The organism is Chitinophaga sp. SVR4-12A (assembly GCF_056754765.1).
This window is the reverse complement of sequence record NZ_JBPGWP010000002.1, coordinates 588,710-603,593: the sequence shown is the minus strand read 5'-3', so window position 1 is coordinate 603,593 and position 14,884 is coordinate 588,710. Positions and strand designations below refer to the sequence as shown.

Below are 14,884 nucleotides of genomic sequence, written 5' to 3'. Positions count from 1 at the left end.
TAACTAAAGAGTAACGGGGAACTGTCCTATACCTACCTAGTTAGCTATTAGCCTTTAGCTCCTGGCTTTTAGCTGAAGTATGTTTGTTAATTCAGTTTTTTTAGCGTCGGGAATACGGGTTTGAGAAGCCAGCCAGGGAAGGATATCCGGGTGGATGCGGGCGCCTGCGTTTACAAGGAGTGTGATGATCCGCAGGTCGTAGGTGTTGGCGGCAGGCCAGCAGTTGACAAGGGCCCAGAGCGCTGCTTCCAGGGCGGAGCCTTCGTAGATGTTCTGTATTTCCAGGGAGGCCTTGCGGCTGATCAATAAAGCTACTGTGTCAGGATGACCGCTGATAATGGCCCAATGCAGTCCGGGCATGCCCTCTACGGGTACGTCTATATTCACACCTTTCTTCAGCAGGAAATCAATCACTTCGTTATGTCCGTATTCGCAGGCCCAGGCAAAGCCGTATTCCAGTTTGGTTTGGGTGATGCCCTGCTTTAAGCTGCCATTGTTATCAAAAGCGCTGCTGACGATGTCAAGCCTTCCGATACCGGCAGCGCCTTCGAGGTCGAGCCGGGCGCCCTGACTGGCCAGGAAAGCGGCCGATTCGTGACGGCCGTTGTGCAGGCAGCTATTGACGATGTAGGCGCCGCGCGCAATGGCTTCCGGCGTATCGATATGAGCACGGGCGGCCAGTAAAGTTTTAAGCAGGGGGATCATGATACCGGCGTTCTCAGGATGTACGCTGGTAGCCGTGAGGCCCAGGGTAGTGCAGCCGCCGCTATACATATCAGCGGTAGCATTCACATCGGCGCCTGCGGCCAGCAGTAATTGCAGTATTGCCAGGGCATTGGAGGGATAGCGCTGACGATAGTTCTCTACCCCGTTGGTGCCGGTGTAATGCAGGAGCGTTGCATGATGCCTGCGGGTAGAGCGCGCATGGATCAAATCGGGATATTTGCGCAGGAGCGATTGCAGCGTATGTGTGTCTCCGTTAATGACTGCTTCTACGGCAGATTCGAAACGAAGCACGGGAGAACCGCCTTTGTGCAGTGCGGCTGTCCATTTTTCCAAAGCCGGCCAGTTCTCAAAGTGATGCCATGCTGCAAGCGCCTGTTGCGCATCGGCCAGCGTGAGCTGTGCGGTCTTTACCTCTGATGGAGAACAGCCATTCAGTCCGGGATGATAATTAAGGAAGAAGGCGATGGCATCTGCCCGGGCGGCGGTATGCGCCTGCAAGAGCTTCTCCGCCTGCAGGCGATGATCCTGCAGGGTAGCAGAAAGCGGTAAAGGCGTAACTTCCATTTGGCGCGCTTTCTTCTAAATTACAAAACCGGGGGGAGTAAATTAGAAAAAGTTGACAGTTGTCAGTTGACAGTTGTCAGTGATTGGATCGGATAATAGTCACTAACAACTGACGACTGACGACTGACGACTGTCAACTGTCAACTCCCTTATGCACCGGGCAGCCTGAATATTTCTGCGAGCAGCTCATAAGAGCGGAGGCGGTCGGCAAAGTTATCGGCAATAGTGGCTACAACGATCTCGTCAACAGCGTAGTCGTTGGCCAGCTGCAGCATCTGTTCCTTTACCTGCTCCGGGGTGCCGGCGATCATACGGTTGCGGTTGGCGAGTACGCGTTCCCATTCTGCTTCGCTGTATTGGTAGTCCTTGATCTCGTCGTAAGAATAGGTGATATCTCCCCCACCCTTTTCCAGGCTTAAGAGGCGGAAATCCATTACTGCCCGGAGCTTGTGGGCTTTCTCTTCCGTGTCTGCACAGAAAACAAAGATGCCGACGCTGGCTTGTGGCTCATCCAGCCAGGGCGAAGGATGGAACTGCTGGCGGTATTTCTGTATGGCAACTGGACCGCCTTTAGGGTAGATGAAATGCGCAAAGGACAGGGCCATGCCGTAATGAGCGGCCAGTAAGCCACTTTCACCGCTAGAGGTAAGGATCCAGAGATCGGGTTTGGTATCTATATGCGGGATGGCTTTTACTTTTTCGTGCACGGACCCGGTATTGGCGTCTTCGGAGAGATAGGCCTGGAGGTCGATCAGCTGTTGCACAAATTCGCGCGGGTCGAAGGTGTTGGAGGGATTCAGGAGGTGCGCGGTAATACGGTCGCCACCAGGCGCACGGCCGATGCCCAGGTCTATCCGGTTAGGATAGAGCGCTTCCAGCAGGCGGAAGTTCTCTGCTACTTTTAAGGTGCTGTGATTGGGCAGCATTACGCCACCGGAACCTACCCGGATGCGTTTGGTTTCGCCGGCCAGGCGGGCAATGAGTATCTCGGGGGCAGAGCCTGCCAATGAGCGGGTATTATGATGTTCTGAAAGCCAGTAACGGGTATATCCCAGGCGGTCTGCCAGCCGGGCTAACTGGATGCTTTCCTGTACGGCTTCAACGGCATTGCTTCCACGACGGATGGGTGATTGGTCTAATACACTCAATTTTAAGTTGTTAGTCATAAGTTCAGTCGTTAGTCGTTAGTTGTTAGTCGTTAGTCGTTAGTCGTTAGTTGTTAGTCGTTAGTTGTTAGTTGTTAGTTGACGGTTGTCAGTTGACGGTTGTCAGTTGACGGTTGTTAGTTGACGGTTGTTGAGTGTAGGTTGCAGGTAAGGATGGATAAAAGTACGAAGGCTTTGGTGAACTGCCAACTGGGGACAACAGGCAATAAATGTAGCTCGTCACCATCTGCCGTTTGTGAGATTTGCTTCGACCGGCTTGCCCGCGGAGCCATATAGGCCTGGCAATGGCTGGGATGGGGATGCAGCTGCTTACTTATTTTCATTACTTCTCCAAACGCCTATAGCCCTGAACGGCGCGGATCTCGGCATAAGTGACACTATCGCCCAGGCGCTGTTTGATGGGACCTGTGGCGGTAAGGCCAAGCTCTGCTACCAGGGGAAGGATGCGGTCTATCTTCTCTTTAGGAACAAAGCGTTCCAGGGGCAGTTCTCCGGCGCCTACACATTGGGCCAGGTGGCTTTCTATCGTGCTGGCAGCCAGCTGCCGGATAGCGGCTATTTCTTCGATGCTTTTGCCGCCGAGGTAAAGCTCCAGGCTGCCACGACGGCTACCACCCGCTTCGGCTTTCTGTTTGACTGGTTTGGCAACAGGCGCCTGGCTACGTTGTTGCGAGTAGTCTGTTAACCCTTCATTGAACTGCTGATCACCGTAACCCGCCTGCCATAGCTGTTGCAGTTTGTTCCAGAGGGACATTTCCAGGGCTTCGAGCTGGGCCTGGTATTTCCGCTGGCGGGTGCTTTTTACTTCGGCGATGTGCCCCTGTAAGGGTTTGATCAGCTCATCGTGAATAGATTGGGTAAAGTAGCCGATGGCTTTTGCCATACGTCCACGTAGCGGGCTGATGTCGTCAGATTCCACCACTTCGTCCAGCAAGGCGCTGAGCTGCTGGCGGAATTTCTGGGCTACCTGTTGCTGCTGTACTGCTTTATCGATCAGCAGACGGCTGAGGGCATAAGCCGCTTCAAGATCCGGTAGCTTCTTGCCTTGCAGGGAAGCGGCATGCTCCTGGAGTATGGCGATGAATTTCTGCCAGTTGAACAGCTGTAGCAGGCTATTGGCCCAGAACACGCGTTTTTCTTTATCCAGCAGGTGCTCCAGCTCATTGGCAGCGTTCTCGCGCGAGGCGAAGGCCGTAACCTGGTTGTCGCTGCGGATGGCGGAGGGATGAATACGGGAATGCAGCACCAGGCCTTCCAGCGAGGTACAACGGCTGAGCGCTACGTACACCTGTCCGGGTGCGAAGGCGCTGCCCGCATCGATGATCGCTTTATCGAAAGTAAGGCCCTGGCTTTTGTGGATGGTAATGGCCCAGGCCAGGCGGATGGGATATTGGGTAAAGCTGCCCAGCTCCTCTTCTTCAATGCGGTTATCTGCTTTGTTATAGGTGTAGCGGATATTACGCCAGGTTTCCTTTTCCAGCTGCAGCTCATCATGACTGCCGGTGAGGGTAACGATGATACGCTCGTCGCGGATCTCTTTCACGGTGGCTATTTTACCATTGTAATAGCGCTTTACCTCTGCCAGGTCGTTCTTGATGAACATGACCTGCGCGCCGGGCTTGAGCTGCAGCACCTGTTCTGTAGGCAGGGCCTTCTCGCTGAAATCTCCTTCAATGCTGCCTTCAAAACGGTGAACGGGGCCTGGCATGGCGGCCAGGCGGGAGGCGTTGATCTCATCGGCCCGACGGTTATGGGTGGTTAGTACGATGTATTGTTCATCTATACCAGTGAAATGAGGTTTATAGCGCTGATCCAGCAAGCCGAATTGTTCTGCCGTCATGGCATTGTTGCGGATGCCGTTCAGCAGATCGATAAAGGAGGCTTCGTTCTGGCGATAGATCTTCTTCAGCTCTACATACAGGGGTGGCGCCTGTTCCAGCACTTTGGCGTCGAAGAAGAAAATGCTGGCGTAATGTTCACGGAGCAGCTGCCATTCCGCATCCGGCACTACAGGCGGCAACTGAAAGAGATCGCCGATAAAGAGCAGCTGTACGCCGCCGAAGGGCAACAGCGGCTGGTTGCGGAAGTGGCGCAGGATAGCGTCTATCGCATCCAGGGAATCGGCGCGCACCATGCTCACCTCATCGATGATCAGCAGCTCCAGTTCCTGCAGCAGCATCTTTTTATCGTGGTTGAAGCGGATGCTGCGGAAGAGCGCATGACGGTCCATGCCCATATCATCCTCTTCACCAAATCCTCTTTTGGTGCCGGGAATAAAAGGCCCGAAAGGCAACTGGAAAAAAGAGTGCATGGTAACACCGCCTGCATTGATGGCTGCAACACCGGTAGGCGCTACCACTACGGTATTCTTGGAAGTTTGTTCTTTGATGTATTTCAGAAAAGTGGTCTTGCCCGTACCTGCTTTACCGGTAAGGAAGATATGGCGGTTGGTCTTCTGGACAAAATCTGCCGCCAGCTGAAACATGGTATTAGTGCCGTCTGGTTGGGGCATAAAGGAAAAAAATAATAAGCAGCGAAGGTAGGGAAAAAGCGGCAAGTTGGTAGCGGAAGGTGGAAGTTGTCTGCTATTGAGGGCAGATTGCCGACAAAACAGCAGGATGATGCGGCTTGTGTTGTTTGATGGTGTTAAAAGATTGCTTCGTCGCGCCCTCCCGCAGGGCCCTGGGCTCCTCGCAATGACGGGAAGGGAGTCCCTGGTGCCGTCTGCGGGGCTCGCAATGACGGAGGAGAGGACGCGACTGAAGCTAGTTACCTGCTACACAATTGAACCCGGCTACTCATTATCCAGTTTCTTCTTTTGCACCTGTTCCAAAAGCTGAAGGCCCAGGAGGCCGCCTATCGGACCGGCAGCGCCATCGTTGCCGCCGATGAGGACATCCGGCATGATGCGTACTTTTTGCGCGCCGATAGATTCCATTACTTTCAGTTGCGTGAAGTTGTCGCCACCCATGGCTTCTACGGCAAGACGATAAGCTTCGGCGCTGGATTTACCGATGGCCAGGATCTTTTCCGCCTCGGCGTTACCGGTAAGGGAGATCTTTTCGGCTTCCGCTTTGGCGGTCCATTCTGTACGTTCTGCTTCGGCTTTTGCGAGGAGGCGTACCTTCTCGGCTTCACCGCCGGCCAGCAGCTTCAGGCGATCTGCTTCTGCGTTGGCCTGTAAGCGTACGCTGTTGGCGTCACCGGTGGCTTTCTTCACAGAGGCGTCTGCGATCCTTTCAGCGATCAATACGCCCTGGTCTGCTTTTACGATCTCTTTCTGCATTTCTGCGATAGCTGTTTCTTTCTCGAGGGCCTGACGGGTTTCCTGCGCCTTCATCTGTGTTTCATAGGTTACTTTCTGCTCTTCCGCCAGCTTACGGTCTGTCAGTGTTTTCATGAGGCTATCGGGCGGCACAATGTCTCCTATCAGTGTATCTACACCGAATACGTTGTACTGTTCCAGGACATGGCCGATATGGCTTCTGGCGGATTCCTGCCTTTCTTTACGGCTCTTCAGGAAGTCGATAGCGTCTGCATCCTGGGCAGAGTTACGGAAGTAGTTACCGATGGTAGGCTCCAGCACCTGTGTTACCAGGTTGCTCATGTTACCGAAGCGGGCAATCACTTTAGGCGCTTCGTTGGTAGGAATGTGAATGATCTGCGCCACGTCGAGGTTAAAGGTAAAACCATCTTTACTCCTCACGGTGATGGTAGAGAGGTTCTTGTCCAGCATGTGCGCCTCACTGCGCGCGGAGGCCCAGTTAAGCACCAGGTTGGTAGTAGGCACCATCTCAATTTTCATGATATAGGGATTAATAGGGTATTTACCAGGTCCTAAAGGATCTGCCCATACACCTTTGCTGCCTCTCGCCACGATGTTGCCATGCTTGAACTCAACGCCGCTGAGATCTACTCCATCCAATCCCACGTAAGAGATGACCACGCCTACATGACCGATGGCGATCTCGGTCATCTTCACCAGCTCCACTCTCGCAAACCAGGGGTTCAGGAAGTAGGAACCGGCCAGCATCACCTGCTCCTGTAAGCCTTTGTAGCCGCCATTCTGCAGGAAGGTGTCTACATCCTGGAACTTGTTGTGCCCGAGGATCACTTTACCGGCGATCTGTCCTTCTTCAATGGCCTTACCTTCGAGTGTGGTAACGATACCTACTGCATTCTCGGGGATGCTCACCATATCAGTGATCTCAATTTCGAAGAGGAAGGTATTGATACGGTAAGAGCCGGGAGTGATAATGGCTGTCTGACGGCCTTTACGGCCGCCATTCTGGAGGAAGGCCTTTGCATCCTGGAATACGTCGCAGGGCACTTTACGGGCCAGGATAGCGCCTGTTTCCAGCTCGCCGCCGTCTTTAGCCAACACGAGGCCGATCTTGCCTGTAGGGATAACGGTAAAGGGCTGGAAAGTGATGGAGTACTGCCAGATCCATTTCCAGAAGTATACACCCGGCGCCAGTGTCTGCGCCTGGAAACCGGCTTCGCCGTTGAGCGCAATGATGCGGCCTTCGGGGAGCTCCTGCTTACCAATGAGCACAAATTTTTTGGTAACGAGACCGATGCGGTCTTCGGGCACGATCACAACGCCAAAGAAGATGCGCAGGATGAACCTGTAAAAAAGCAGGCATAGTAAAGGGATACCGATGAGTAATACCCATCTGAGGACTTCAGTGTTTTGCATAATTGTAGTGTATAAGTGTGAAAACGTTAAGGGATAAATGGTGTCAGACCGCTGTCTATGAAGCATAATGATCCATAGCAGGTAATACTGATAATTATCTTCTCCTGTTGTTTATATTATTTCAGGTGGTGAAGTATTAAAACGGGATGCAACAAACGCTTTTACCAAGTTGACCGAATGACAGTCTGTTTCCATGATGAGGTAAGAATTATAGGCACAAAGTTTATACTTTTTTTTGATCTGCGCAAATAAATCGTAGCGGCGGTAATTTACAATTTGACGGTATAGGGAAAATGTGTAATTTCGGATCAGTTTAGATAAGGAAGCGATACAAAGAAAAGCACAGATACAACAGGGACCTCAACACCAGTAAGCATATATTATACAGCCTTTATTAAGCAATACTGAGCGATGAGCACTGATAAGAACGAAGTTCATCTAATGTGATAAGGTCCTACACTCAAATAACCGCCCCATTATTTATCCTTATGAATGCCTTGAACTATTCATTTCGTAAAACCATGACCGGAACTTTTTCCTCTTTATTCACCAGGGTCAAAAAAGGCCTTACTCCACTTTACAAGCCTTTTATCCTTACAGGAACAAGCGGCTTGCCTGAAGAAGCAGCCAAAAGGGTCATTATCGTAAACGCCATCAGCCTGATCAGCGCTGTTATAGCGTTTGTAACCGGCAATCTCTTTTATCTTTTTGGAGAGCTGTGGAAGGTACAGCTGCCTGCATTGGCGGCCTGCGCGTTATTTTGCGGTGTGATGCTGATGAATAAGGAAAGGCAATACCGGCTGGCCTGCATAGCCGTAACGCTTGTACATTGCGCCAGCGCATTGTATTTCGGTATTTTACTAGGGCCGCAGATCAATGTGTCGCTCATAGTAGTATGCCTCTGCGGCAGCTGCTTCCTGGTATATCCCAAGCCAAGCCAGCAATTCATCAGCGTCAGCGCTACCCTGCTGACCATGCTGTTGCTGGAGCTTAACTACTACTTCCAGGTGTTCCGGCCGCTTACTATGAGCGTACAAACACAGTTCCTGCTGCGATGGACGGCTATCCCCTTCTTCCTGTTATTTGACGTACTGGTAGTGGTGCATTACGCCAAGGAGAACAAAGCTTTGGCGAACCGCCTGAAGACCTTTGTATACCGGAAAATATCCCATGAGATCAGGAACCAGCTGAATGCCATGTCGCTGATCTCGCAGCTGATCAAAAGGGAAATCAAACTGGACGAGAACATGAAGAAGCTGGAGCCCTATATTGACCAGCAGCTCACCGCGCAGCATAATATGCGCAACATCCTCAATAATGTGCTGGATATAGCGCAGATAGAATCAGGAAATGCAGACAAAGCCGATGAAGATACTTTTTCGCTCCGTTCACTGATCAAAAAAATAGTGAACCTGCACAAAGTAAGTGCACGATCCAGGGGGCTCAAGCTGGAATTAAAAATAGCCGACGGCATGCCGGACATTATTGTGACGGATGCATTAAAGCTCACTATGATCGTTACCAATTTACTGGGCAATTCGATCAAATATGCAGACCGGAACACTGTTATTCATATCCAGATCACCAGGAGCGCCGGCATGTTCAGCGTTGCCTTCAGCAATCAATGCCCAGACATTCCCGTGGAACGGCAGGCTATCCTGTTTGAAATGTACACTACCGACAAACGAAGCAAATATACGGAGGGAAGCGGCTTAGGCCTTTATATCACCAGGAACAAAGTAGACAGCCTGGGAGGGCGGCTAAAACTGCACAGCAGGAACGGGCTTACCACTTTTACAGTATCCTTGCCTTTACGGGAAGGCCGTGCTGCTGATATTGAAGAAGAAGTAACAGAAGCAGACATTGACCTGAGCAGCATCCACGTGCTGCTGGCAGATGACAATAGCATGAACAACATGCTGTTCTCTCAATACCTGACCATGTACGGATGCAACGCTATCTGTACTTCCAGCGGAAGGGAAGCATTGCAATACCTGGAAAAAGCCAAACAGCTGCCGGAGCTGATCATAATGGATCACCAGATGCCGGACCTGGATGGAGAGCAAACATTGCTGCTCCTGAAAAAGAATCCCTTGTTCAGGGATATCCCTGTGCTGATCTGTACGGGCGCACATGAACATGAGAAAGCCCTAATTGCTGCAGGCGCTGCCGCCATCCTGCTAAAGCCTATCGACCCGCATCTCTTATTCAAAGAGATCCGCCTGTACCTGCCGCATATTGATGAAGTGAATACAGGATTATCTGACTAGCGCTACTTACTCATCTATCGATCATAAAAACGGAGCCGGATAAAGATCCGGCTCCTTATTTGCTACTCCAGCTAGATCCATTCTTTTTACATCCTGGATCTAAAAATTTAGCCTGAACGTGTATACGTAATGATCGTATAAGGCCACCAATGTTTTGTCAAACACACGGAATGCCCGTAGCTTCTTGTCGCCCAGGCTGGGAAGATAGAAGCTGAAATGATAAGCTCCATCCCTGAGCGAATACACATCAATCACCGACAGCTTGTCGAACTCCGTTTTCTTTTCATTGTTCGCCATCAGTTTTGAATTGACGTAGATCCATTTCCCATCTATACAGCTTAAGCGGTTCACTACTCCTGAGGGAGAAGCGAGGGTGCTTTTGCCTTCAGCTGCCAGGGAGGCTACTTTGATATGGGCATGGCTCACGGTGTCGATTGTACGACCTTTATATTGGATATTCAGGTTAGTGTCAAGGCAAACAAACTGGTTACGGTAATAATACACGTACACCAATTTTGCTGTATTAGGATCGTAATGTAGCGTTCCATCCGTACAGAACACGCCGTCTACCTGTTTTTCGAGCACAGGTATGCGGGGCTGCTGGAAGGCAGTATCCAGTGTACGTTTGGCCAGTACGTTCTGGTGATGTGCACTATCGTACAGGCGGAGAATAAAGGAAGCGGTTGATACCGGTCTTGCATTATAGAATTGCCGGCGCCCTTCCGGCAGCGGGTGCAGAACGGGATCTCCCAGGAAGGCATGCAGGATAGCACCCTGTGTGCCTTCTGTCATATAGATGTGGGGAGAATCTATCATCACTGTTGCAGGTCCTGACAGCGTTGTTCCGGCGGCCGGTTCCAGCCGCATATGCCCTGTATCTGACAATGAATAATTCATTTTGAGCACATAGGTGGCGGCAACGGCATTTCCCAGGTAGATCTGCGTAGGAGAAGCGCCTGCGATGTAGTATGAATTGTATTTGATGTCCAGTATCTTCTCCGGCGTGGCCATATGCGGTGGAATCAGCCGTATAAAGCCGTTAGGCCGGTGATTGATCTTATCTGAAGCCAAGTATAAGATCCATACCGCGGCGATGCTAAGCAGGAAACTGCTTATGATCAGACCTGTTTTGCTCCTGTGCAGCCGGAGTGAGCGAAATGGACGGGTGGACATTTGATCCAGGTTTACAGTTACTGAAAGCGGTAGAAGACTAGTGCATGTCGATTCTTTTAATTCGGTGTCAGTTGCAGATTTTGCGCATTCATTTTATGGTATAGGCGGTTTTTGACATATAGGGTCATGTCACCTTACATGTACGAATAAAACCAGTACAGCTATTTCCCCGACAAGAGAGGGTCATGTCCCCTTTGAATAAATATACAGTAAGGACACTTTTTCGCTTCCGAAGGGGCTATCCGGCAAAAAAAATTTTATTGTAACCGGTTTCCGGCAAAAGAAAAGCCTGACTGCTTACGCAGCCAGGCCCTGATTGTTTTTTGTGTGTTATAATTAAATATGTCTGTTGATGAGATTCTCGAGGTATTCCTGCCGTCCGCTGGTAGCTGCCGGCTCGCCCTGGGCGATCGCATACGCGCGCAGATCTTCCAGTGATAATTTACCTGCTTCAAACTCCTGGCCTTTACCACTGTCGTAAGACGCGTAGCGGTCTTTGCGGATCTTCCTGTAATCAGAAGATTGCAGTACTTTATCTGCCACCACCAGTGCACGGGCAAAGGTGTCTACGCCACCGATGTGTGCATGGAAGAGATCTGCGGGATCAGTAGAGTTCCTGCGGATCTTGGCGTCGAAGTTGATACCGCCGCCTGCGAAACCGCCGGCTTCGAGGATGATCAGCATGTATTCCGTTACTTCGTTGATATTGTTCGGGAACTGGTCGGTATCCCAGCCATTCTGCTGATCACCCCTGTTGGCGTCGATAGAGCCCAACAGGCCTGCGTCTGCAGCTACCTGCAGTTCGTGCTGGAAGGTGTGACCAGCCAGGGTGGCGTGGTTCACTTCCAGGTTCAGCTTGAAATCATTCAGCAGGTCGTACTGACGGAGGAAGCCGATCACGGTAGCCGCATCATAATCATACTGGTGTTTGGTAGGCTCACAGGGTTTAGGCTCGATAAAGAAGGTGCCTTTAAAGCCCTGCTTACGGGCATAATCCCTTGCTGTTTGCAGGAACCTGGCCAGGTGCTCCTGTTCGCGCTTCATATCGGTATTGAGCAGGCTCATATAGCCTTCACGACCGCCCCAGAACACGTAGTTCTCGCCGCCCAGCGCGATGGTAGCGTCCAGCGCTGCCTTCACCTGTGCTGCTGCGTGAGAGAGCACCTGGAAATCAGGGTTGGTAGCAGCGCCATTCATATAACGGCGGTGAGAGAACAGGTTGGCGGTGCCCCATAAGAGCTTCACACCACTGTCGGCCTGTTTAGACTTTGCATAGTCTACCAGCGCCTGTAATCTTTTGTCATTCTCGGCAATGTCATTGCCATAGTCCACTACGTCTACGTCGTGGAAACAGTAGTAAGGCATCCCCAGCTTGGTAATGAACTCAAAAGCTGCGTCCATTTTGTCTTTCGCCCTTTCAACAGGATCAGACTTTTCATCCCAGGGGAAAATGTGGGTAGGCCCGCCAAAAGGATCGGCGCCTGTTCCGCAGAAAGAGTGCCAGTAGGCCACTGCAAAACGCAGGTGCTCTTTCATGGTCTTTCCGGCTACTACTTTGTTCTCGTCATACCAGCGATATGCCAGCGGATTGTCTGTGGAAGGTCCTTCATAACGGATCTCCCCTATACCTTTAAAGAATTCTTTACTGCCAGTGACAATTTTTGCCATAGAAGATTGGTTGTATCAGTTAAAAAACAGCTGCTGGCTTTTAGCATTTAGCTATTAGCTTAGCTGGTAGTTCATTTTAATAGCTAAATGCTAAAAGCCAGCAGCTAAAAGCTACATTTTATGCCAACGTTGGCATAAAAATAAAAGAAAACATGAAAAAACAAAAATGGATCACTAAAATTGTATGTTAAATGTAGTATGAAGAGAACAACGATCCACGATATAGCCAGGGAACTGAACATTACATTTTCTACTGTAGCGCGGGCGCTGCGGGACCATCCGGCCATCAGCGAGGCCACCAAAGCGGCGGTGCGCAAGACGGCCGAAAAGCTGAATTACCATCAGAACAAGCTGGCTTCTTCGCTGCGCTCTGGTAATACGCATATTATTGGTGTGATCGTACCCAGCCTGGACGTGAGCTTCTTCAGCTCTGTGGTGCATGGTATAGAGAAGGTGATGAATGAGAACGGCTACAGTATATTGCTCTACCAGTCCAACGAATTAATGAAGCAGGAAAAGAAAGGTATTGACACTTTCCTGCAGTCGCACGTGGATGGCATTATCTGTTCCGTATCCCTGGAAACGGACCAGTACGGGCATTATGAGGAGATCAAAAAGCGTAATATCCCGCTGATCTTTTTTGACCGTGATGTAGCGGCGCTGGAGACGCCCTCTGTGACCATCGATGATTACAAGGGAGGTTTTATTGCCACAGAGCACCTGATACAGCAGGGCTATGAGCGGATCGTACATATTACCGCCACCAGGGGCCTGCCGCTCTTTAAGGAGCGCCTGAGAGGGTATAAAGATGCGCTGAAGCGGTACCAGATACCGGTACGTAAGGAGCTGATCCTGAAGGGCGAATTCTCCCTGGAATTCGGGCGCTCCTGCATCCGGATGCTGCGGGAAAAGGATATTCCCTTTGACGCGGTGTTTGCGCTGGAAGATTATACTGCTATGGGTGTGATCCAGCAGCTGCAGGAATACAAGGTGAAGGTGCCAAAGGAAACGGGCGTGATCGGCTTTGCCAATGAATCATTTGGCGCGCTGGTAAGCCCGGGCTTGTCTACTATCGATCAGCAGACCGTGAAAATGGGACAGGAAGCAGCGCGCTTATTCCTGAAAATGATCAGGCATAAACAGGAGGAGGAACAGATGCCGGCGGATAAGCTGGTACTGGACCCCGTGCTGATCGTGCGGGGATCATCTGCCAGGAAGCGGTGATGCCGTCAGTTATTCTTGGTGATCGTTAACGATACGCCGTTTGTGCCTGTTACCCTCATCTGTAAAGGCTTAGAGTTTTTCACAAACTGGCCGGAGTATTTTACACCGGCATCTCTGCCGTCATCAAAAGTGAAGTTCACGTCATAATTCTTGAAATGCCCCTTGAAGTTGGCAAAGCTGGTATCGTCTGACTCATTGCCGGTAAAGTCTGATTCATTCACCCCGGTATCTTTCGGTGTAATGACGAACAAACTGTTCCTGGAGCTGGTCCAGTCGTTACCTATGTTGGGAATGAAAATACCTGAAAGTCCTTCTCCCCCGCAGGCAACTGCCAGGAATAGCCATGGTATGAAATACTTTTTCCGGAGAAAAAACGGGCTTGTTTTCATGATAATATGTTTTGAGGTTAATCCGTTACCTTATTGTTGTTGTTTAACAAGGTGATGTATGCTGATATGCGTTCGCCCAATATGGTCAGGCGTCTTCCAATCACTGCGTAGCGTTCGGCGATATCCTTTTCCAGCTGCGCCTGCATGTCCTGTTTCCTTTTCCGGTCTTTCTCATTCACGAACGCGTAGATCCTGTCGATAAAGGAAAAGTTGATGTCGAGTATATATGATTTATGAATTTCGTCCAGGGTGAAATCTATCAGTGAAGAGAACTTCAGGGAGAGCTCCTTGCTGTTCCAGTACGTATAGATGGCCTGTTCGTAAGTGCTTTTATTGGCATTGAGAAATTCGTAGATGCTGGTATAATTATAAATAGCGGTGGAGAGCTGGTCATAAGCGCCGCGGTTATTCAGGGCATTGCCCAATGCGGAGAAAGCATCGTTCAGGTCGCGCGCTTCGTTGAGATAGTGATTCAGGGTTTGGGAGATCAGCGGAAAGAATTCCAGCCGGCCGTTGGCCAGGCGCGCATCGTCGAGCACATTCGCCCTGAAAAGAACGATCAGCGAATCATAGATGCGCCTGTTTTGTTCTTCCAGCTTTTTCATCAGCGCAGCATCTGCTGTGTTTATGCTTTTACTGACAGCGGTGGATATTTTGGCCATGTCGCTGCCGGTGAGGAGTGAACTACTGGGCTGACTGATGAAGATATCTACAAAATCCATGGAATCTTTGGGCAGCACTGCACGCCCGTCTACCGGGTATTTGATGGCGTATGCTTTATTATTTCCTGACTCCACAAACGCATAACTAAGGCGGCCGGGGATGCTGAGATCTATAATTCCCCTGTTATCCGTATAGAGCGATTGCCCATTGATGGAAAAGGAGGCATTCGCCAGCGGGCGGTAATCCTCGTACCTGATCCGGAACTTATAGCGGACCGTCTGGCTGAAGGCGCCCAGGGCGATGATCTGCAATAATAGTATGACGAAAGCGGTACGCATACAT

Annotated in this window: 10 protein-coding genes; 2 read left to right on the top strand and 8 right to left on the bottom strand. The window is 50.7% G+C overall.

Translation table 11 applies throughout. The annotated features are described in order from the left end of the window. Window positions 1-54 precede the first annotated feature (54 nt). The 4 genes from ACR9Y8_RS28805 to ACR9Y8_RS28790 all read right to left on the bottom strand — a co-directional run bounded on the left by ACR9Y8_RS28805 (window position 55) and on the right by ACR9Y8_RS28790 (window position 7,155). The gene (locus ACR9Y8_RS28805) at window positions 55-1,290 is read right to left on the bottom strand and encodes an ankyrin repeat domain-containing protein (protein WP_481216763.1); all 1,236 of its coding nucleotides are present in this window, start codon (window positions 1,288-1,290) and stop codon (window positions 55-57) included. Between the two features lie 149 nt (window positions 1,291-1,439). Beyond that, window positions 1,440-2,456 carry an LLM class flavin-dependent oxidoreductase gene (locus ACR9Y8_RS28800; protein WP_481216762.1) on the bottom strand — a complete coding sequence of 339 codons (1,017 nt, stop codon included), beginning with the start codon at window positions 2,454-2,456 and terminating at the stop codon, window positions 1,440-1,442. Between the two features lie 322 nt (window positions 2,457-2,778). Next, entirely contained in the window at window positions 2,779-4,968 is a 2,190-nt protein-coding gene (locus tag ACR9Y8_RS28795; RefSeq protein WP_481216761.1) for a helix-turn-helix domain-containing protein, read from the bottom strand. Window positions 4,969-5,250: 282 nt separating this feature from the next. Next, window positions 5,251-7,155, bottom strand: coding sequence for an SPFH domain-containing protein (locus tag ACR9Y8_RS28790; RefSeq protein WP_481216760.1), 1,905 nt, complete (start codon window positions 7,153-7,155; stop codon window positions 5,251-5,253). Window positions 7,156-7,676: 521 nt separating this feature from the next. Here ACR9Y8_RS28790 and ACR9Y8_RS28785 point away from each other — a divergent pair. Next, the gene (locus tag ACR9Y8_RS28785) at window positions 7,677-9,425 is read left to right on the top strand and encodes an ATP-binding response regulator (protein WP_481216759.1); all 1,749 of its coding nucleotides are present in this window, start codon (window positions 7,677-7,679) and stop codon (window positions 9,423-9,425) included. Between the two features lie 99 nt (window positions 9,426-9,524). Here the strand turns inward: ACR9Y8_RS28785 and ACR9Y8_RS28780 are convergent, their stop codons facing one another. After that, window positions 9,525-10,598, bottom strand: coding sequence for a hypothetical protein (locus tag ACR9Y8_RS28780; protein ID WP_481216758.1), 1,074 nt, complete (start codon window positions 10,596-10,598; stop codon window positions 9,525-9,527). Window positions 10,599-10,934: 336 nt separating this feature from the next. Continuing rightward, window positions 10,935-12,266, bottom strand: a complete 1,332-nt coding sequence (gene xylA / locus ACR9Y8_RS28775; protein WP_481216757.1) for a xylose isomerase — start codon at window positions 12,264-12,266, stop codon at window positions 10,935-10,937. A gap of 198 nt (window positions 12,267-12,464) precedes the next feature. Here xylA and ACR9Y8_RS28770 point away from each other — a divergent pair, with 198 nt between their 5' ends. Next, entirely contained in the window at window positions 12,465-13,490 is a 1,026-nt protein-coding gene (locus ACR9Y8_RS28770) for a LacI family DNA-binding transcriptional regulator (protein WP_481216756.1), read from the top strand. Between the two features lie 5 nt (window positions 13,491-13,495). Here the strand turns inward: ACR9Y8_RS28770 and ACR9Y8_RS28765 are convergent, their stop codons facing one another. Then, the gene (locus tag ACR9Y8_RS28765; protein ID WP_481216755.1) at window positions 13,496-13,879 is read right to left on the bottom strand and encodes a hypothetical protein; all 384 of its coding nucleotides are present in this window, start codon (window positions 13,877-13,879) and stop codon (window positions 13,496-13,498) included. 17 nt (window positions 13,880-13,896) lie between these two features. After that, window positions 13,897-14,880, bottom strand: coding sequence for a hypothetical protein (locus ACR9Y8_RS28760; protein ID WP_481216754.1), 984 nt, complete (start codon window positions 14,878-14,880; stop codon window positions 13,897-13,899). Between the last annotated feature and the right edge of the window lie 4 nt (window positions 14,881-14,884).